Genomic DNA, 17,208 nt, shown 5'->3' on the forward strand with positions numbered 1-17,208 from the left:
TCCTATTTGTTGCAGTCCTTCAGGTCCTTGTCGGATACCGAAAACACCGCGTCGGCCTTGATCTCGATGTCGCGAACGAAGCACTGCCTGGCGCCGCTGTAGCCGACCTTGGCGTCGTAGCGACCGGGTTCCACGCCGGTGATCCGCAGCCGCTCGTCGTGGTCGACCTCCTTGTCCTTGTCGTTGAGCGTCTGGTTGGGACCCCACTCGTTCTTGCCTGCCGGCGACAGCTCAAAGCTCGAAATCGTGGCGCTGGTCAGATTCCACAGCCGAATGCCTTTGCCCTTGCTTTGGGCGAGCACTGTCGCCGGCAGCACAAGCAACGCAACACCAACAGCGATCAACGCGCGCGACATCCAGCCTCTCCCTTATGCTTCGTCCAAGGATGACGGCGTCTCACATATTTGCAAGGTCCAACTGTGAGAGTTGCCGCTTGATTTCGTCGATCTCGGGCTCGCCGCGCGTCGCGCGTGGTGCGGCAATGGTCTCGACGTGAAGGATTCGGGCCGGCCGCGACGACAGGAAGAACAGGCGATCGCCGAGGCGAACGGCGTCGTCGAGATCGTGGGTGACGAGCAAGGTCATCATTTTCCGGCTGGCCACCAGCGTCGCGACCTGGTCGCGCAGCCGTCCCGCGAGCGCATTGTCGAGCGAGGCCAGCGGCTCATCGAGGATCAGGAAATCGGGCTCGATGGCGAAGGCGCGGGCCAGCGCGACGCGGCGGGCGAGGCCGAGTGACAGCTCCGCGGGAAAATGGTTGCGGTGCGCGCCCAGTTCGAGCACCTCGAACAGCGCAGAGAGCGTGCTGTCGCCGACATGCGGCGCGGCCAGCCGCACATTCTCCTCGACCGTACGCCAGGGCAACAGCCGCGGCTCCTGGAATACCATGCCGAGGCGCATGCCCGGCGATCGCGTGACATGGCCCTGGTAGTTGCCGTCGAGCCCGGCGAGGATCCGGAGCAGGGTGCTCTTGCCGCAGCCTGACGGGCCGAACAGCACGCCGACCTCGCCAGCGTTCAACGTGAAGGTGACGTTGTCGAGCACGTCGTGCCGCTTCCCGGCCGCGCTCTCAAAACTCTTGCCCGTGATATTGACCTCAAGCTGCACGGAGCCGCCACCGCGTTAGCCTGGTTTCAAACGGCTGCACCAGCAGGGTTTCGATGACGAGCACGACACCCGCAAAGCTCAGCGAATAGGCGAGCAGCAAGGGGATATCGAACAGCTGGAAGGCGACGCCGATCTCGAAGCCGACACCGTTCGGCCGTCCGAGATATTCAGCGACCAGCACGATCTTCCAGACCAGCGAGAGCCCGGAGCGCGCAGCGGCCGCGATGTAGGGCGCAAGCTGCGGCAGGATCACATGACGAAAGGCGCGGCCGCGCGGAAAAGAAAACGCCGTCGCCATTTCGTCGAGCGCAGGATCGAGCGCGCGCGCGCCTTCGCGCAGGGTGACGACGGCGGTCGGCAGCTTGTTGATGGCGATCGCGGCGATCGCGGCGACCTCGGTCAGGCCGGCCCAGATGTAAGCGAGCACGATGACGACGAGCGCCGGCAGGTTGAGCAGCAGGATCAGCCAGGGATCGCCAAGGCGATTGGCAAGCGAGACGCGGCCCATGAGGTAGCCGATCGCCGAGCCGAGCGCCATCGCAAGGGTGAAGGCCAGCGCGACGCGCGCCAACGTCGCGCCGAGATTGACGAACAGCGCGCCCGATCGGGCCTCGGCGACGAGCACTGACAGCACTGCAGGCGGCGCCGGCAGCTTCGCATCGCCGATCAGCAGCGAGGCAATCCACCAGGTCGCGATGAACAGCGCGAATGAGAGGAGACGCAGCACCGCTAGTCTCCCGGGATCGCTTGGTAGAAGGTGCCGGGATCGAGCTCGGTTGCCGTGCCGACCAGATCGCGGCCGCCGAGCTGCGCCAGCACGCGGTAGAGTACGCGCGCATCCGCCTCCTCTTCGGCGATCGGACGGCGCGGGATGCCTTCGCGGTAGCGCTCACGATAGGCATGCAGGGTTGCGGCATCCTGCGCACCGGTGAGCGGCGCGATCGCGTCCCATTCGGCATCCGATGTCGCCAGAATCTCTTTCGCGGCGCGCGTCACGGCGATGAAGCGGGCCACCAGATCCTTGTTGGCGTTGGCCCAGGCTTCGTCGAATACATAGCCGATCATGGCGATGCGGCCCTTGCTGCCGAGCTTTTGCAGGATCTCTTCCATGCCGGCGAGCCGGCGAAAGCCCTTGGCTTCGAGCGCGGCGCAGAAATTCCAGTAATTGAGCGTCGCGTCCATCTCGCCGCCGAGCGTCTTGGCGGCCAGCAGCGGCGGTGCGCCATAGACGATGGTCGCCTGCGACTTCAGGTCGACGCCGTCCTGCTTCGATGCGGCTTGCAGCAACAGCCAGTTCTTGTCGATCGCCCCGCCGGCAATGGCAAGCTTGCGTCCCTTGAGGTCCGCGAGCGTCTTGGCCGGCGAGGAGGCCGGGACCATCACGGCACCCAGCGCGCTCGAATAGGGATAGAATTGCAGCTTGGCGCCGAGCGACCGCTCGCGCGACACCCAGGGCCAGTCCGATACCATTACGTCGGCCGTGCCAGCGCGCAGCGCGATCTTGCCGGCCTCGGGGCTGGCCAGCTCGACGACGTCGATCGACAGATTGGCCTTCTTGTCGAGACCATGGGAGCGAATGACGGCCAATTCCCAGGCCAGCGTTCCGGTCTTCTGCGCTGCAACGCGGATGGTCTGCGCGTAGCACGAGGTGCCGAACTGCATGACCGCCAGAACTGCCGCAGCCAACACCGTGCGTACAGAGATGATCATCGTTTCTTGAGCCACTTCCCCGAATGTTTTCTTTTCTGATCAACATCCATAGCATAGCTTGCGGAAAGAGAAGAGGAAGCAGGACCATGGCAGGAGCTGGCATGCTACGACCGATTGTCGCCATCCTGGTGCTCGCCGGGACGGCCGTCAGCGTGCGGGCCCAGGAGATCAACGACTATCCGACCTCGGCGCGGGCGGAATATGTGTTCGGTTGCATGAAGGCCAATGGCGAATCCCGGCAGTCAATCGAGCAATGTTCCTGCTCGATCGACGTCGTCGCCTCGATCATCCCCTATGACCGCTACGTCACCGCCGAGACCGTGCTGAGCATGGCGCAGGTGCGCGGCAATTTGGGCGGCCAGTTCCGCTCGTCCGAGCAGGCCGCGAATGCGCTCAACGACCTCAGGCGCGCCCAGGCCGAAGCCGAAGTCAGGTGCTTCTAGAGCGCTTTCGAGCGAAGTGGACCCCGGTTCGCGTGAAGAAAACGCGTCAAAACAAAAATCTAGAGCCCCGTTCCGATTCAATCGGACCGGGACTCCAGCGTTGATCGTGAGAATCGCCGGCGCGTCAGGTGCCGGGATTCTCGACCTTCCATTCGTGTTCGAAGATGTGCCCTTCGGTGTCCTTGGCTTCGGCACGGAAGCGCTTGGCGCCATTCGAGACGTAGGTGAAGCGGATATTGGGATCCTCGGAAATCGAGATTCCGCCCTCCATCGCCAGCACCGGACTGTCGTCCTGCCAGATGTGCAGCTCGTTGACGAAGAAGGCCGGGATATAGAGCTGCGTGACCTGGTCCATCTGCAGGCCTGAATTATTCGGATGCCCGATCATGATCTGGGCTTCCCGCGTGCTGGTCGCAGGTCCCTGTTCGGACTTGGTGAATTGCCGGTAGCGCATCTGGCCAAGGCGGTTCTTGGCTTCCTCGACGTTCTTGCCGGCCGGCGCCGAGCAGCCGCCGGAGGCTTTGACATAGACCTTGCTGACATAGAGCTTGCCGTCGCTGAGCTCCGCGACGGCGTGCACATTGGTGTAGTTGTTGACGCGGACGCGGGTCGAGATCTCGGTGACGTTGGCGGCCGGCCCCAGCGTGAACTTCGCGGCCATCGGCGCCGGATTCTCGTCGATCACAAGCGTGATCGCGACGACGCGGCGGCTGTCGCTCGGCTGCAGCTTGGTGCGCAGCGTCACCGGCACGATCGCGGCGTCTTCCGCGCGCATCGGCATCTCGATGCCGATGACATCATTGCCGTCATTCATCGGACGGTTGCTGAAGATGTCCTGGACGAGACCCGGCCAGGGATCATAGGCCTCCGCCGCGGGCGCAGCCGGTGTGCCCAGCGCGATCGTGAGCAAGCTTGCGATGCAAAGCAGGCGGGCGCGATGTCCGGTCATGGTCGCGAAATCCTATGCAGCCGCGTCACTATAGGACGAACAGCTATTCCCATTCAATTTCCGAGAATGCTGCAGTTGCGTTGCGGGCGTTGTAATCGTCGAACAATTGCCAGCGCGGCCGCTCGGCGGCTGCGGCGTGCTCTGCCGCGGCCGTAATCGGCTTGCCGCTTGCGACCAGTGCGCGCACATCCGCGGCCAGCACCGCAAGATAACGGCGCTCGTCGGCAAGCGCTGCCGGCCACGCGCTCACGGGTCCGTGACCGGGAACCACGCGCTCGGCGGAGATCGCCGCGAGCTCGTCGAGCGCACGCAGCCAGCCCTTGAGGCTGCCGTCGACCACGGGAATATGGATGAGAAACACCATGTCGCCGGCGAACAAGGTCCTGGTTTGCTCGTCGAGGACCGTGAGGTCGTTGTCGCTATGGGCGGGCGGCCACGCCTTCAGGGTGAGGGCCCGTCCGCCGAGGTCGAGCTTCAGCGTGTCCGCGACCAGCACGGTCGGGGGGACGATCTTCACCTCGTCGATCAGCTCATCGCCCATGGTCCGGCGAAACCCGTCGAGGTAGAATTGCCCGCGCGCGGCCAGCGCGCGCGGCAGCGACTTGTGGCCGACGAAGCTGGTCCCGTCGCCGACGAAAGCCGCATTGCCGAAGCTGTGATCCGGATGCGCGTGGGTGTTGATCACGTAGCGGATCGGCTTGTCGGTACGGCTGCGGACCGCGGCGAGCAGTTGTCGTCCTTCGCGGACGCTGCCGCCGGTGTCGATGACGGCGACGGCGCTGTCGCCGATCACGAATCCCACATTGGCGATGGCGCCTTCGTTCTCGCGCGTCATCAACGCGGTGACCCCGGTGTGAACGAATATTCCGGGAGCGACTTCGCTTACAGGCAATTCCACCTCTTGCGCCCGCGCTATGGTCGGCGCCCAAAGCATCAGGAGCAGCGCAAGCACCGAACCGCCATGAGCCATGTTTCCGCCTCAGTTACTCCGGGACGCGCGATCGATGTCGTCGCGTTCCAGTTTGCGCTGCAGCAAGCAACGCGGCGTGGTCGCGATCATTATTCCTGTTGCACGTCATGGTGCGCCGGGCAATTGCTGGATGGCGGCGATCGATCCGATCAAGAGGAGACCGCGTAATGAGAATTGTCGGATGCCGTCCTGTTCTGCTCGCGCTTGTCGGCTTCATCACCTGTCTGGCCGGCACTGCGCGCGCGCAGGTCAACGATCAGGGCGAACTTTCCATCGAGCTCATCGATGCCCGCGTGCTGCGCATCTGTGCCGATCCCCGCAATCTGCCGTTCTCGAACGACAAGGGCGAGGGATTTGAGAACAAGATCGGCGAACTGCTGGCCGGGAAGCTGCAAAAGAAGCTCGATTACATGTTCTTTCCGCAGGCGACCGGGTTCGTGCGGATGACGCTCAGCGCGCATCGCTGCGACGTGATCATGGGTTTTCCGCAAGGCGATGACCTCGCGCAGGGCACCAATCCCTATTACCGCACGGCCTATGCGATCGTCGCCAAGCCGGGCAGTGGGCTCGATGAGGTCACGACGCTCGAGGACGAGCGGCTGAAGGGCAAGCATATCGGCATCGTGGCGGGAACGCCGCCCGCGACCAACATGGCCATCAACGGCCTGATGACCAATGCGAAGCCTTATCCGCTGATGATCGATACGCGCTACGACTCATCCGCCGAGGCGATGATGAACGATCTCGCCAAGGGCGAGATCGACGCCGGCATCCTGTGGGGACCGATGGCGGGATTTTACGCCAAGAAGGCCAACCCGCCGCTGCACATCACGCCGTTGGTCAAGGAGACCACGGGACCGAAGCTGATCTACCGCATCGGCATGGGCGTGCGGGCGTCCGACCAGAACTGGAAGCGCCAGCTCAATCGCCTGATCCAGGAGAACCAGCCCGAGATCAACAAGATCCTGCTTGACTACGGCGTCCCGCTGCTCGACGAGAACGACCGTCCAATCGGGCCGGAGACCGCGACCAAATCACCATGATCAGGCTCGCGGCCATGCTTGCGGTGATGTTCGTTGCCGCTTCGCCTGTCCGCGCGCAGGACCCGCCCGCAGAGCCGGAGAGCTATCGCACCGAGGACTACCGCGCGCCGGTGCCGGTGACGCTTGCCGGCGCACGGGTGCTCACGACCGCGGAAGCGGAAGCGATCTGGCGCGACAAGTCCGCCGGCTTCGTCGACGTGCTGCCGCGCGCGCCGAAGCCAAATCTGCCCGCCGGCACGGTGTGGCGCGAACGGCCGCACCTCAACATTCCCGGCAGCATCTGGCTGCCCGACACCGGCTACGGCAAGCTCGCTGCGCCCACGGAGGATTATCTGCGACGCGGGCTCGTCCGCGCCTCAGGCGGCAAGGCGACCAGATTGCTCGTGATCTACTGCCAGGAGAATTGCTGGATGTCATGGAACGCCGCCAAGCGCGTGCTGTCCTACGGCTACCGCAACGTGGCCTGGTATCCGGAGGGAACCGACGGCTGGGAGCGTGCCAAATTGCCGCTGGCGGATGCCGAGCCCGAGCCGCGCGAGGGCGAGCAATGAGCCCGCCCCCAACGCGCCACCCGGGCGTTACTTCTGCTTGTCGAGCTTGTTGATGGTCTTGCCGCCATCGCTGTCCGTTGTGGTGAACGTGACCTTGTCACCGGCGTGGAAGGCCTCCAGCGATTGTCCCTTGGGCACCTTGTATTCCTGGATCGCGCCGCCGGACGCGCCCACCGTGCCGCTTTGCGTCTGCTGGATCGAGATGGTTCCACTCAGTCGGTCAATCTTCGTGACCATTCCCGACATGGATTGCTGGGCCAAAGCCGCTGAGGTGACCAGGCTCGCGGCGGCAAGGCTGGTCATGACGATCTTGGCTGCTTTCATGGAGGTCTCCCAACTTCAGATATAGTTGGAGACAACGAGCGGGCAGCGATGTTTGTTCCGGATCGGCGTGGCCCAAAAGATTGTTACCCAAGAGATCGTCAAAGCGGCACGTTAACGATCCCGGGGCGATCGGTCGCAGGCCTCAATCCAGCTCCTGCTGGATGGTGCGGCCGAGCGCGAACAGCCGCTGATCGATGGCGGTCGGCACCTCGCAGACGAACTTCACCACGCGCCCGCGGTCCTCGAAGATGCGGGTCTCCCAGACCAGCTGATTGCCGAGATCGTCGACCTTGGCCTGGTCCGGCGGTGTCGCGTCCTGCAGCGCCTGCAGCTTGAGCGTGTCGTCGCGGATCTTCTCCGCGGCCTCGCGCTGCTTGCGCATCACGCGCTCGAGCCCGTTCATGACCGAGGCGCGCTGTCCGTTGAGCGTATCGAACAGGCCCGCGAACAGCAGCTTTCCCGCATTGGCCTTGTCGGCCGCAGCAGCTGACAGGAATTCGGTGATCTGCTTCTGCGCCTCCTCCAGCGGGACGCGGCGCGCCGCGAGCTTGATCGCGAGCGCGCTGACTTTCGGGTCGTCCTTCCACTTGGTCTCGGCATCGCCGAGCGGCGGCCCGGCCCAGACCGCGGCGAGCGAGATCTCGGGCACCTTGGCCTGCTGGCAGGGCCAGTCCGGATAGCGCGGGTCGGCGGCCGATGCGACCTGGTTCGACAGAACCATCGCGAGCAGCGCGCCCAGTCCTGTTCGCCAGCCTGTCATGCCTCGCCTCCGCCAGGTCCGCGGCGCACCAGGCCGCGCGATGGATCGTAAGCCAGGATCGCGCCGATCATGAAGACGACCGTGCAGCCGCCGACCACCGCGAGCGAAACCCAGTTCATCTTGCCGTACAGCGCAAACCGGATCAGCTCCACCGCATGCGTGAACGGATTGCACTGGCAGAAATAATACAGCATCGGGCTGCCTTCCTGCACGCGCCACAGCGGGTAGAGGGCCGACGATGCGAAGAACATCGGGAAGATCACAAAGTTCATCACGCCGGCGAAATTTTCCAGCTGTTTGATGCTGGCCGAGATCAGCATGCCGAGTGCGCCGAGCATCAGGCCCGACAGCACCAGCGCCGGAAGCACGGTGAGGTAGCCGATCGTCGGCGGCGCGATGTCCCAGAACCACGCGATGACAAGGAAAGCATAGACCTGGAGTAGCGACACCGCCGTGCCGGCGAGCAGCTTGCAGAACAGGAGATAGCCGCGTGGCAGCGGGCTGACCAGCAGCGTGCGCATATTGCCCATCTCGCGGTCATAGACCATCGACAGCGAGGATTGCATGCCGTTGAAGAGCTGGATCATCGCCATCAGCCCGGGCGCGATGTAGACCTCGTAGAGGATGTAGGTCTCGTAGGGCGGGATGATCGAGATGCCGAGCACCTGCCGGAATCCGGCCGCGAAGATGAACAGCCAGACCAGCGGCCTGACCAGCGCCGACACGAAGCGCTCGCGCTGATGCAGGAAGCGCAGCGCCTCGCGCCACACGATGCCGTTTAGGCAGACGATATATTCCGACAGCGAGAAGCCGCTTCGCTCAGGCGTGACCGTCGTGCTGGTCATGACGGCGGTCTCCCCGCGAGTGTTGCCGTTCCGGTCAGCCGCATGAACGCGGTATTGACGTCCTGGGCGCCTGCGTCCGCGATCACGCGCGACACCGGGCCGTGCGCCAGCATTCGGCCCTGATGCAGCACGACGAGGTCGTCGTTTGGCATGATCTCGTCGAACAGATGCGTCGCCCAGAGCACGCCAATGCCCTGTTCGGTGACGAGCTGCCGGACATGGTCGAGGATGTCGGCGCGCGCCTTGACGTCGAGCCCGACCGTGGCCTCGTCGAGCAGCAGCAGCCGGGGCCGGTGCAGCAGCGCGCGGGCGATCTCAAGCCTTCGCATCTGGCCGCCCGAGAGATCGCGCACCTTGCTGGCGGCGCGGTCGGCAAGCCCGATGCGGCCGAGCACCTCGGCGCTGCGTAGCCGCGCCTCGCGCCGCGAAATGCCGTGCAGCGCGGCGTGATACAGCAGGTTCTGCGTCAGCGAGAGGTCGAGATCGAGCGTGCGCGGCTGGAACACCACGCCCATGAGCCGCAGCGCTTCACCCGGCGTCCGGCTGATGTCGTGGCCAAAGATCTTGATCTGGCCGTTCTGGATGCCGAACAACCGCGTCACCAGCGAGAACAGCGTGCTCTTGCCGGCGCCATTGAGGCCCAGCAGCGCGGTGAAGCTCGCAGGCTGGACCGTGAAACTGACATCGATCAGGGCGCGGCGCGGACCGTAGCTGTGGCTGACATTGCCGATCGACAGCGCCGGCTGCACGGCCGCGTCGGTTGCAGGGCCTGCATCCGGCGAGGGCTGGCTCGCGATATGGGCGTCGGTTGCGGTCATGGCTGCGCGATCGTGATCCCCCAGGGCAGTTCGCCGACCTGAATGGTCTTGATCACCTTCTGGGATGCAACGTCGATCACCGAGACGTCGTTGGAGACGCCGTTGGTGACCAGCAGATATTTTTCGTCCGGGGTGAAATCCATGTGCCAGACCCGCTGGCCGACCAGCAGATATTTGAGGACCTTGTGGGTCACCCCGTCGACGACCGCGACGCGGTTGGCGGGGCCCAGCGCAATGAATGCGGTCTTGCCGTCCTTGGTCATGCCGATGCCGACGGGCTGGATTGCCTCGTTGCGCAGACCCGGAATTTCAAAGGTGATCTTGCCGGTCACCTCGCGCTTGACCGGATCGATGATCGACACCGTGCCGCCGATCTCGGAGGACACCCACAATTCGGAGCCGTCGCGCTTGAACTGGGCGAAGCGCGGCCGCGAATCCACCAGCACATTGGCGACGATCTGGCGCGTCGATGTGTCGATGAAATGCGCCATGTTGGTGGTTTCGGAGGTGTTGATCAGGATCTTGCCGTCCGGGCTGATCGTCATGCCCTCGGGCTCGACGCCGACCTGGATGTCGCCGATCCGGGCGCGCTTTTCGAGATCGATCACGGTGACCGTGTTGTCGTTCTCGTTGGCGACATACATGGTCTTGCCGGCGGCATCCTGGGTGAACAATTCAGGGTCGGGACCGGAGGGCAGGGTGTCGACGATCTCCTGGGTCTTGGTATCGATCACCTGAATCGTGTCGTCGTCGCCGACCGCGACCATCACGAACTTGCCGTCGCGCGAGAACTCGATGCCGCGCGGCCGCTGGCCGACCTTGATGGTTTTGGTCACCGTCCAGCTGTTGGTGTCGATCACCGTGACGGTGTTGCCCTTCTCGTTGGAGACGTAGGCAACGAAGGCGGACGCCGGTGTCGCGGCAAGCCAAACGAGCATCCCGGTCAACAGACAGCGGCGCCACATGCGTTTCATCTCCCTCACTGCAGCTTGCACTTCGTTTCAGGCCGGTCAACTCCGAGCGTGTCGAGTTCGGAGACCTGATGCAGGAAACCTTCCTGCGGCGAGACCGAAACCACCATACGACCATCGGCCAGCAGGATCGGTTGGCGGAGCTGCAGATTCCAGTCTCGCAGGGTCAATCGCGTGCCCTTGAAAGCGGCAATCGAGAAATCCTTGCCCTTGAGGAAGGCGATGACCTTCTTGGGGTCCCCCGAATTGGTGCGCGATGTGGCTTCGCCGATCATGCGCGCGGCGGTCCAGGCCTGCATGTCGAGCGCCGTCATGCGGCGCATGTTCAGCTTGACGAATCGGTTCTGGATCTGGACCGCGCCCCACTGGTCATGCGCCGCGTCCCAGCTGGTCGGCACGAGGCCCGCGGAGCCGGCCACCGGGCGCGGGTCCCAGGTGCGGTACGGCAGATAGTTCGCGAACACCTCGCTCTCGTCGGCAGCGACCAGCACGTCGTAAGCCGGCGCCTGCTGCGTGAACACCGGCATCTGGCGCTGGATCAAGGTCACGCCGCTGTCGGTGCGGCGTGCGCCGCCGGTGTCCTCGAAGGTCCGCTCCTGAACGATCTTGGCGCCGAAACGGGTGGCGGCGCGGCGCAGCGCGTCGGCGTAAAGCTTGTCCTGATCATGCGAGCCGACCACCAGCAGCCAGCGCTTCCACTGCTTCCACACCAGATACTGGCCAAGCGCGTCCGCCAGCATCGAGCGGGTCGGCGCGATATGGATGACGTTGGCGCGGCAGTCCTGCTCGCGCAGCCGGTCGTCGATCGCGCCGGCGTTCAGCAGCACGGTGCCGCGGTCGCGCAGCGCGTCGGCGACCTTGAGCAGGGCATCTGCCGGCAGGTCGGTGATGATATAGTCGTTGCGGCCGGCAAGATCGGTCGCGACCTTGGCGACATCGTCGCTGTCCTTGACCTTGACCTCGTCGAGCACGAAGCGCTGGTTGAGGAATTTCCCGGTTGTATTGTTGTCCTCGATCGCAAGGCGCGCGCCGGCGATACCGTCATTGTCGGCGGGCTGCTCGATCAGCGAGAGCGTCGATTTGACGCCGGCATGGCCGAGATAGCCGATATGAACCTCGACGGGATCAGCCGCCAGCGCGCCGGTTGCCACCATGCTGAGCGCGATCGTGCCGATCAGCCATCGCAACATAACTCCTCCCGCAGTCTTTTTCACTCGGCACGGCCTTCGGAAATCCGGCTTCCATGCTGTTGACTTGCAAGATGCCGGAATTGGCCTAGCTTGCAACCCCGCTTTTTGTCGTTGCGACGTTACAAATTCGATTGGTTCACAATCATGAGATCGGCGCTTGGCTTCGTCATATCTTTGCTGGTGATGTCTGCGGCGGCGCGCGCCGAACCGCCCAAGCTCGCGGTGTTCGACCTCGAGATGATCGACACCAGCCTGCAGGGCGAAGTGAGCGGGCCGCGCGCTGATGAGCAGGCGCGGCTGCTCCGGGCCGGCGACCAGGTGCGCAAGGAGCTCGCGGACTCAGGCAAGTTCCGCGTGCTCGACATCGCCCCCGTCAATGCTGCGGCGCATGGCAGCAATCTTCAGGCCTGTGGTGGCTGCGATGTGAAGCTGGCCGGCGAACTGGGCGCTGATCTCGTGATGACGGGCGTGGTGCAGAAGGTCTCCAACCTCATCCTCAACATCAATCTCTATCTGCGCGACGTACATAGCGGGCAATTGCTGGCAGCGGCGAGTGCCGACATGCGCGGCAATACCGACGAATCGTGGTCGCGCGCCACCGACTACCTCGTGCGCAACCGTCTGCTCGGGCCGAACTACGGCGCGCCGCAGGCGCGGTAGCCTGCGCTCGCGAATGGACCTCCGTCATCCTGAGGTGCGAGCGGAGCGAGCCTCGAAGGATGAATCGGCCCGGTTACAGCCACACGCAGAAATTCGGCCGTGCATCCTTCGAGACGGCCGCTGCGCGGCCTCCTCAGGATGACGGGATGAACGTACTGCGTGACGCTCAAGCCTTCAGCCGCGCGGCGTGCCAGCGCAGATGATCGGCCATGAAGGTCGAGATGAAGTAGTAGCTGTGGTCGTAGCCCGGCTGACGCCGCAGGGTGAGGGGGATGTTGGCCTTCTCGCAGGCCGCCTTCAGCAATTCGGGCCGCAGCTGCTCGGTGAGAAAGCCGTCGGCATCGCCGTAATCGACCAGCAGATCGGAGAAGCGGGCGCCGTCCTCGATCAGCGCTACCGCGTCGTGCTTTCGCCACGCCTGCTTGTTGCTGCCGAGATAGCCGCCGAGCGCCTTGTTGCCCCATGGCACCTGCGAAGGCGCCACGATCGGCGCGAACGCGCTCGCCGCCCGATAGCGATCGGGATAGCGCAGCGCCACCGTCAGCGCACCATGGCCGCCCATGGAATGACCGAGGATTGACTGCCGCGTCGTGTCGACCGGGAACTGCTCGGCGATCAGCTTGGGCAATTCCTCGGTGACGTAGCTCCACATCCGGTAATTGGTCGCGAACGGCGGCTCCGTCGCATCGACATAGAAGCCCGCGCCTAGTCCGAAATCGTATGAATTGGCGGGATCACCGGGGACGCCTTCGCCGCGCGGACTGGTGTCGGGTGCGACAAAGATCAGGCCGAGCTCGGCGCATGCCCGCCGGAATTCACCCTTCTCGGTGACGTTGGCGTGCGTGCAGGTCAGTCCCGACAGATAGGTGACGACGGGCAGTTTGGCGCCAACAGCATGCTCAGGGACGAACACCGAGAAGGTCATTTCGGTCTTGGTCTCGCGGCTTGGATGCCGATAGACGCCTTGCGTGCCGCCATGCGACTTGTTCTGGGAAACCGTCTGCATTGTCGTATTCCTCTTGGTTGGAGCGCTGCGTCAGGCGACGCCGCTCTCGATCGCCAGCCGCACCAGCTCTGCCGAAGTGCGAACGCCAAGCTTCTGGCGCATGATCGATGACGTGTTTGCGACCGTCTTGTATGACGAATGCACCAGCCAGGCGATCTCCGACAGGCTCTTGCCTGAACTGAGCAGGCGCAGGATCTCCATCTCGCGCGAAGTGAGCTTGGAGAGTGGATTTTGCGCAAAGCCCGGCCGCGCAAACGCCACGTTGCGCGCGATCGCCGGCGGCAGATAGACGCCGCCATTGCCGACCTCGCGCACCGCTTCCACCAGATCGTTGGGATCGCCGGTCTTCGAAACGTAGCCCTTGGCGCCGATGTCGATGGCGCGGGCGGCGAACACCGGGTCGTCGTTCATGCTGAACATGATGAGGCGCGCAGATGCATCATGCGTCAGGATGCGGCGCGCCAGCTCGAAGCCGGAGACCGTCGGCAGGTTGATGTCGATCACGCAGAGATCGGGCTTCTCCGCGACGAACGCCCGTTCGCCGCTTTCGGCATCGGCCGCTTCCAGCAACGTGATCTCGGGATCGTCGGCAAACACCGTGCGGCAGCCGGAGGCAACGATGGGATGATCGTCAACGATCAGAATGCGCATGGCGTTGTTCCGGCGACCTGCTTCGATTCACTCATCATCACATCGGTTTGCGCGAAGGACAGGTCGGTTCCGACCGGTTGTGCACCTCGTGCGAGATTGCGATAGGGTGCGATTAGATAGCCGGGCAAATTTGGCTGTCAACGATCCTCTCGGAGGAGGGATCGCGGTCGGGGGCAACGTCATGTGGCAAAAGCTATCCTTGCGCGCGCGGATCAACCTGCTGCTGGCGCTGATCCTGGCGCTTGGCCTCGGCATCAATATTGCGCGGCTCGTGCTGGAAGCGGGACCGCGTGTCCAGGCCGAGGACCAGAGCGTGATCCGCCTGGCGCGCGAATTCGTTGCGACGATTGTGGCGGGTCTCGACGAGGCGCCGGATCCCGATGCGCGGCTCGACCAGATCGTCCAGGACCTGAGCCGGCTGCGTCATGTCAGCATCACGCGGCAGGATGGCGCGGCCGCAAAGTCTCCTGACCGCCCCGAGGGCGCCGGCGATCCGCGCGCTCCGCCGCAGTGGTTCGTCGCGCTGGTCCATCCCGAGCAGACCTCAGTGCGGGTGCCGATCTCGGTGCATGGCAAGCCGCAATCGTTGGTCATCACCTCGCATCCCGACGACGAAATCGCCGAGATCTGGGACGGCATCGTCACCCAGCTCGAGGTCGGCTCCGCGATCGCGGTCGCGCTGCTTCTGGTCACCATGCTGGTGGTCGGCCGCGCGCTGGCGCCGCTGGAGGCATTGTCGCAGGCCATGACCGGCATCGAGGCCGGGGACTACGATGCACGCGTCGAGCCTGGCGGATCGCCGGAATTGGCCGCGATCTGTGCCAAACTGAACCATTTGGCGGCGACCCTTGGCGACGCCGTGGAGGGCAAGCGGCAGCTCGCTGAGCGCGCGGTCTCGGTGCAGGATTCCGAGCGCAAGGAGATCGCGCGCGAATTGCACGATGAGTTCGGGCCCTATCTGTTTGCGCTGCGCGCGCATGCCGGCGCGCTAACCCGGCTGTCGGAAGTCGAACGGCCGGACCCTGCGGCATTGCGCAAGCACGGCAACGCCATCCTCGAGCAGGTCAACGCGCTCCAGCAGTTCACGCGCCGGATTCTGGAGCGCTTGCGGCCGGTCGGACTGGCCGAACTCGGGCTTGCGGAAGCGCTCGGCGCGCTGGTTCGGCTATGGAGCGAAACCCACCCGGAGGTGGAGATCGAGAGCCGCATCTCGCCGGCGCTCGGCGATACCGGCGAGATGGCCGACCTCACGATCTATCGCATCGTCCAGGAAGCGCTCACCAACGTGTTCCGCCATGCCGGCGCAACGGCGGTCGATATCACGATCGAACCGGCGGAACGGCAGGCAGGCCTACGCGGCAGCCGCGACTGTGCGCTGGTGCGGGTTCGCGACAATGGCCGCGGCCTGCTGAGCGATCACAGGCTTGGCCGCGGGTTGACCGGGATGCAGGAGCGGATCCTCGCGCTCGGCGGCACGCTTAACATCAGTTCCAGCGATGATGGCGTGACGGTCGAGGCGCTCGTGCCAAAGGCCGCACGGTCCTAGACGATTGGCTGTCGCCAGTATCTGAAAGCCGCCCAAGCCAGCGCCGCTGCGCCGGCGATCCAGAGCACGACGATCGCGATCATTCCCGCCCGGCTGGTCGGACGCTGCAAGACGGCGCTCGCCTTGGCACGGCATTCCGTCATCACCTCGTCCGGCACGAGCGAGATCGCGAGCCAGATGCCGAGCGGCAGCAGGATCAGATCGTCGAGATAGCCGATCACCGGAATGAAATCCGGGATCAGATCGATGGGAGACAGTGCATAGGCCGCGACGGCGACGGCAAGGGCCTTGGCATACCAGGGCACACGCGGATCACGCGATGCGAGATACAGCGCAACGCTGTCCCGTTTGAGGTTGCGTGCCCAAACCTTGATCGAGGAAAGCTTGGTTGAGGACAACTTGATTGGGGAAAGTCTGTTGGCGGACGGCATGGCGCAACGCCTGCACGTCGGATGGAACCGCTATTCCAGCACCACATCCGCCGGCATACCGCCGTGCAGGCCCTTGTGGACGGAGGAGGGTGCGATGCCGAAATACTTCCGGAAGACGCGGCTGAAATGCGACGAGCTCGAGAAGCCCCAGGAGAACGCGACGTCCGTGATGGTCTTGCCGTTCTGGGACTCCAGCTCCTGCCGGCAATTTTGCAGTCGGGCTTTCCAGATGTAGTCGCTGACCGTCATGCCGCGATCGCTGAACAGCATGTGCAGATAGCGCTTCGAACAGCCGAGCGCCGCCGAAATGCGGTCGATGCAGAGATCCGGATCGCGCAGATGCTCGCGGATGAAGCCCTGGGCCCGCACATAGGTGGCCTCGGCGCTGCCGCGGTCGAACATGGCGCCGGTCTCGCGCAGCGGCAACAGCAGCAAGTCGATCAGCGCATCGGCCACGCCGACGGCGTTGACCGGCGTCAGCGTCGGTGCCTCGCCGAAGGCGGCATGAACGAAATCATAGGCGATGCGGCCGGTGCCGTTGCGCGCCGACAGCTTGCACGGCGCCATCTTGGAGAGCTGGAAGCCGCGCTCCTTGAGCAAGTCTTTTGGAACGATGACAACCTCGTGCCGCGTCAGCGACGGGCTGATGATGGTGTGCGGACACGACACGTCGTAGGCGAAGCAGTCGCCCGGCATGATGTCGAAGTGCAGGCCGTCCTGCTCGAAATGCGAGACGCCGTGGGTCTGGAACACGATCTTGATGTAGGGGTGCTCGCTCAGCTTGATGCGCGAGATGGTGTGCGCGATGCGGTGCTGGCTTGCCTCGATCTGGCACAGCTTCAGGCGCGATACCGTCGTGAAATTGACCCGGGCTTCGAGCGAGGATCCCTCCAGCGCATCGACGTCGAACTGGCCGCAAAGGTCAGTGAGCGCATCCGACCAGCGCTGGATCTGCCGCTTGGGCGTCAATCCGTTCGTGCTGAGAGAATGGACTGTATCGGACATCTTTCCAGCCACCGATTCGATCCCCACGTGACTGCTCACCGAGCTTAAGTCTGGCCCGGGATGATGCGCCTTCTCCCTGATTCTGAATAGCTTAGGGAGGCGGCGGGATTTCTTCCCGGTTAATGTCGGGTGATCCTCCGACTTAGTTCTGGGCTCGTCAAGCGCAACCTTAGCACGCGTCAATCTGGCATCCGGATCGCGCCGGCCGCGATTGATGCCCTGCAACAT

General features: G+C 64.2%; 21 protein-coding genes. 5 read left to right on the plus strand and 16 right to left on the minus strand.

Going from position 1 to position 17,208, the window contains the following annotated elements; genetic code table 11:
• Nucleotides 1–2 precede the first annotated feature (2 nt).
• Genes IF803_RS33205 through IF803_RS33220 form a run of 4 tightly spaced genes read right to left on the minus strand, consistent with a single transcriptional unit; the run spans nt 3 to nt 2,769 of the window.
• Nucleotides 3–356, minus strand: a complete 354-nt coding sequence (locus IF803_RS33205; protein ID WP_028340089.1) for a hypothetical protein — start codon at nt 354–356, stop codon at nt 3–5.
• 40 nt (nt 357–396) lie between these two features.
• Entirely contained in the window at nt 397–1,107 is a 711-nt protein-coding gene (locus tag IF803_RS33210; protein ID WP_028340090.1) for an ABC transporter ATP-binding protein, read from the minus strand.
• Nucleotides 1,097–1,834, minus strand: coding sequence for an ABC transporter permease (locus IF803_RS33215; RefSeq protein ID WP_028340091.1), 738 nt, complete (start codon nt 1,832–1,834; stop codon nt 1,097–1,099). Before IF803_RS33215 ends, IF803_RS33210 begins: the two co-directional genes overlap by 11 nt.
• 2 nt (nt 1,835–1,836) lie before the next feature.
• Complete coding sequence (locus IF803_RS33220) at nt 1,837–2,769, minus strand: ABC transporter substrate-binding protein (protein ID WP_461195025.1); 933 nt, start codon at nt 2,767–2,769, stop codon at nt 1,837–1,839.
• 149 nt (nt 2,770–2,918) lie between these two features.
• Here IF803_RS33220 and IF803_RS33225 point away from each other — a divergent pair, with 149 nt between their 5' ends.
• The gene (locus IF803_RS33225; RefSeq protein WP_371852187.1) at nt 2,919–3,260 is read left to right on the plus strand and encodes a hypothetical protein; all 342 of its coding nucleotides are present in this window, start codon (nt 2,919–2,921) and stop codon (nt 3,258–3,260) included.
• A gap of 124 nt (nt 3,261–3,384) precedes the next feature.
• Here IF803_RS33225 and IF803_RS33230 read toward each other — a convergent pair whose 3' ends face one another.
• Both IF803_RS33230 and IF803_RS33235 read right to left on the minus strand, forming a co-directional pair.
• Nucleotides 3,385–4,209, minus strand: coding sequence for a quinoprotein dehydrogenase-associated SoxYZ-like carrier (locus IF803_RS33230; RefSeq protein WP_316397603.1), 825 nt, complete (start codon nt 4,207–4,209; stop codon nt 3,385–3,387).
• 43 nt (nt 4,210–4,252) lie between these two features.
• A complete protein-coding gene (locus tag IF803_RS33235; protein WP_304496323.1) occupies nt 4,253–5,179 on the minus strand; it encodes a quinoprotein relay system zinc metallohydrolase 2 in 927 nt (308 codons plus the stop codon).
• Nucleotides 5,180–5,346: 167 nt separating this feature from the next.
• Here IF803_RS33235 and IF803_RS33240 point away from each other — a divergent pair, with 167 nt between their 5' ends.
• Complete coding sequence (locus IF803_RS33240) at nt 5,347–6,222, plus strand: substrate-binding domain-containing protein (protein WP_028340096.1); 876 nt, start codon at nt 5,347–5,349, stop codon at nt 6,220–6,222.
• The gene (locus IF803_RS33245; protein ID WP_461195012.1) at nt 6,219–6,773 is read left to right on the plus strand and encodes a PQQ-dependent catabolism-associated CXXCW motif protein; all 555 of its coding nucleotides are present in this window, start codon (nt 6,219–6,221) and stop codon (nt 6,771–6,773) included. The genes IF803_RS33240 and IF803_RS33245 overlap by 4 nt, the downstream gene beginning before the upstream one ends.
• 27 nt (nt 6,774–6,800) lie before the next feature.
• Here the strand turns inward: IF803_RS33245 and IF803_RS33250 are convergent, their stop codons facing one another.
• The 6 genes from IF803_RS33250 to IF803_RS33275 all read right to left on the minus strand — a co-directional run bounded on the left by IF803_RS33250 (nt 6,801) and on the right by IF803_RS33275 (nt 11,681).
• A complete protein-coding gene (locus IF803_RS33250; RefSeq protein WP_038383451.1) occupies nt 6,801–7,097 on the minus strand; it encodes a copper-binding protein in 297 nt (98 codons plus the stop codon).
• 142 nt (nt 7,098–7,239) lie between these two features.
• On the minus strand, nt 7,240–7,857 hold the full coding sequence (locus IF803_RS33255) for a hypothetical protein (RefSeq protein WP_035631286.1): 618 nt from the start codon (nt 7,855–7,857) through the stop codon (nt 7,240–7,242).
• Nucleotides 7,854–8,702 (minus strand): ABC transporter permease, encoded by an 849-nt coding sequence (locus IF803_RS33260; protein ID WP_028340100.1) that lies wholly within the window; start codon nt 8,700–8,702, stop codon nt 7,854–7,856. The genes IF803_RS33255 and IF803_RS33260 overlap by 4 nt, the downstream gene beginning before the upstream one ends.
• Nucleotides 8,699–9,520 carry an ABC transporter ATP-binding protein gene (locus IF803_RS33265; protein ID WP_028340101.1) on the minus strand — a complete coding sequence of 274 codons (822 nt, stop codon included), beginning with the start codon at nt 9,518–9,520 and terminating at the stop codon, nt 8,699–8,701. The genes IF803_RS33260 and IF803_RS33265 overlap by 4 nt, the downstream gene beginning before the upstream one ends.
• On the minus strand, nt 9,517–10,494 hold the full coding sequence (locus IF803_RS33270) for a YVTN family beta-propeller repeat protein (RefSeq protein ID WP_304496316.1): 978 nt from the start codon (nt 10,492–10,494) through the stop codon (nt 9,517–9,519). Before IF803_RS33270 ends, IF803_RS33265 begins: the two co-directional genes overlap by 4 nt.
• Before the next feature lie 5 nt (nt 10,495–10,499).
• Nucleotides 10,500–11,681, minus strand: a complete 1,182-nt coding sequence (locus tag IF803_RS33275) for an ABC transporter substrate-binding protein (protein WP_461195013.1) — start codon at nt 11,679–11,681, stop codon at nt 10,500–10,502.
• Between the two features lie 144 nt (nt 11,682–11,825).
• On the opposite strand from IF803_RS33275, the gene IF803_RS33280 reads away from it, so the two are divergent.
• Nucleotides 11,826–12,341, plus strand: a complete 516-nt coding sequence (locus IF803_RS33280) for a DUF3280 domain-containing protein (protein ID WP_461195015.1) — start codon at nt 11,826–11,828, stop codon at nt 12,339–12,341.
• A gap of 166 nt (nt 12,342–12,507) precedes the next feature.
• Here IF803_RS33280 and fghA read toward each other — a convergent pair whose 3' ends face one another.
• Both fghA and IF803_RS33290 read right to left on the minus strand, forming a co-directional pair.
• Nucleotides 12,508–13,347: an S-formylglutathione hydrolase gene (fghA, locus tag IF803_RS33285; protein ID WP_461195016.1), complete on the minus strand. Its 840-nt coding sequence runs from the start codon at nt 13,345–13,347 to the stop codon at nt 12,508–12,510.
• Nucleotides 13,348–13,377: 30 nt separating this feature from the next.
• Nucleotides 13,378–13,998 carry a response regulator transcription factor gene (locus IF803_RS33290; RefSeq protein ID WP_016847801.1) on the minus strand — a complete coding sequence of 207 codons (621 nt, stop codon included), beginning with the start codon at nt 13,996–13,998 and terminating at the stop codon, nt 13,378–13,380.
• A 181-nt stretch (nt 13,999–14,179) separates the two neighbouring features.
• Between IF803_RS33290 and IF803_RS33295 the strand changes: the two genes are divergently transcribed.
• Nucleotides 14,180–15,544, plus strand: a complete 1,365-nt coding sequence (locus IF803_RS33295) for a histidine kinase (protein ID WP_461195018.1) — start codon at nt 14,180–14,182, stop codon at nt 15,542–15,544.
• Here the strand turns inward: IF803_RS33295 and IF803_RS33300 are convergent.
• Entirely contained in the window at nt 15,541–15,975 is a 435-nt protein-coding gene (locus IF803_RS33300; RefSeq protein ID WP_461195020.1) for a YkvA family protein, read from the minus strand. The genes IF803_RS33295 and IF803_RS33300 overlap by 4 nt on opposite strands.
• Before the next feature lie 30 nt (nt 15,976–16,005).
• Entirely contained in the window at nt 16,006–16,980 is a 975-nt protein-coding gene (locus IF803_RS33305; protein WP_016847804.1) for a helix-turn-helix domain-containing protein, read from the minus strand.
• Between the last annotated feature and the right edge of the window lie 228 nt (nt 16,981–17,208).

The organism is Bradyrhizobium sp. UFLA06-06, from assembly GCF_054820065.1.

Coding starts and splice junctions, on each gene's coding strand:
- IF803_RS33205 (WP_028340089.1), bottom strand. CDS start 356: ATGTCGCGCGCGTTGATCGCTGTTGGTGTTGCGTTGCTTGTGCTGCCG.
- IF803_RS33220 (WP_461195025.1), bottom strand. CDS start 2,769: ATGCAGTTCGGCACCTCGTGCTACGCGCAGACCATCCGCGTTGCAGCG.
- IF803_RS33225 (WP_371852187.1), top strand. CDS start 2,919: ATGCTACGACCGATTGTCGCCATCCTGGTGCTCGCCGGGACGGCCGTC.
- IF803_RS33230 (WP_316397603.1), bottom strand. CDS start 4,209: ATGACCGGACATCGCGCCCGCCTGCTTTGCATCGCAAGCTTGCTCACG.
- IF803_RS33235 (WP_304496323.1), bottom strand. CDS start 5,179: ATGGCTCATGGCGGTTCGGTGCTTGCGCTGCTCCTGATGCTTTGGGCG.
- IF803_RS33240 (WP_028340096.1), top strand. CDS start 5,347: ATGAGAATTGTCGGATGCCGTCCTGTTCTGCTCGCGCTTGTCGGCTTC.
- IF803_RS33245 (WP_461195012.1), top strand. CDS start 6,219: ATGATCAGGCTCGCGGCCATGCTTGCGGTGATGTTCGTTGCCGCTTCG.
- IF803_RS33250 (WP_038383451.1), bottom strand. CDS start 7,097: ATGAAAGCAGCCAAGATCGTCATGACCAGCCTTGCCGCCGCGAGCCTG.
- IF803_RS33255 (WP_035631286.1), bottom strand. CDS start 7,857: ATGACAGGCTGGCGAACAGGACTGGGCGCGCTGCTCGCGATGGTTCTG.
- IF803_RS33260 (WP_028340100.1), bottom strand. CDS start 8,702: ATGACCAGCACGACGGTCACGCCTGAGCGAAGCGGCTTCTCGCTGTCG.
- IF803_RS33265 (WP_028340101.1), bottom strand. CDS start 9,520: ATGACCGCAACCGACGCCCATATCGCGAGCCAGCCCTCGCCGGATGCA.
- IF803_RS33270 (WP_304496316.1), bottom strand. CDS start 10,494: ATGAAACGCATGTGGCGCCGCTGTCTGTTGACCGGGATGCTCGTTTGG.
- IF803_RS33275 (WP_461195013.1), bottom strand. CDS start 11,681: ATGTTGCGATGGCTGATCGGCACGATCGCGCTCAGCATGGTGGCAACC.
- IF803_RS33280 (WP_461195015.1), top strand. CDS start 11,826: ATGAGATCGGCGCTTGGCTTCGTCATATCTTTGCTGGTGATGTCTGCG.
- fghA (WP_461195016.1), bottom strand. CDS start 13,347: ATGCAGACGGTTTCCCAGAACAAGTCGCATGGCGGCACGCAAGGCGTC.
- IF803_RS33290 (WP_016847801.1), bottom strand. CDS start 13,998: ATGCGCATTCTGATCGTTGACGATCATCCCATCGTTGCCTCCGGCTGC.
- IF803_RS33295 (WP_461195018.1), top strand. CDS start 14,180: ATGTGGCAAAAGCTATCCTTGCGCGCGCGGATCAACCTGCTGCTGGCG.
- IF803_RS33300 (WP_461195020.1), bottom strand. CDS start 15,975: ATGCCGTCCGCCAACAGACTTTCCCCAATCAAGTTGTCCTCAACCAAG.
- IF803_RS33305 (WP_016847804.1), bottom strand. CDS start 16,980: ATGTCCGATACAGTCCATTCTCTCAGCACGAACGGATTGACGCCCAAG.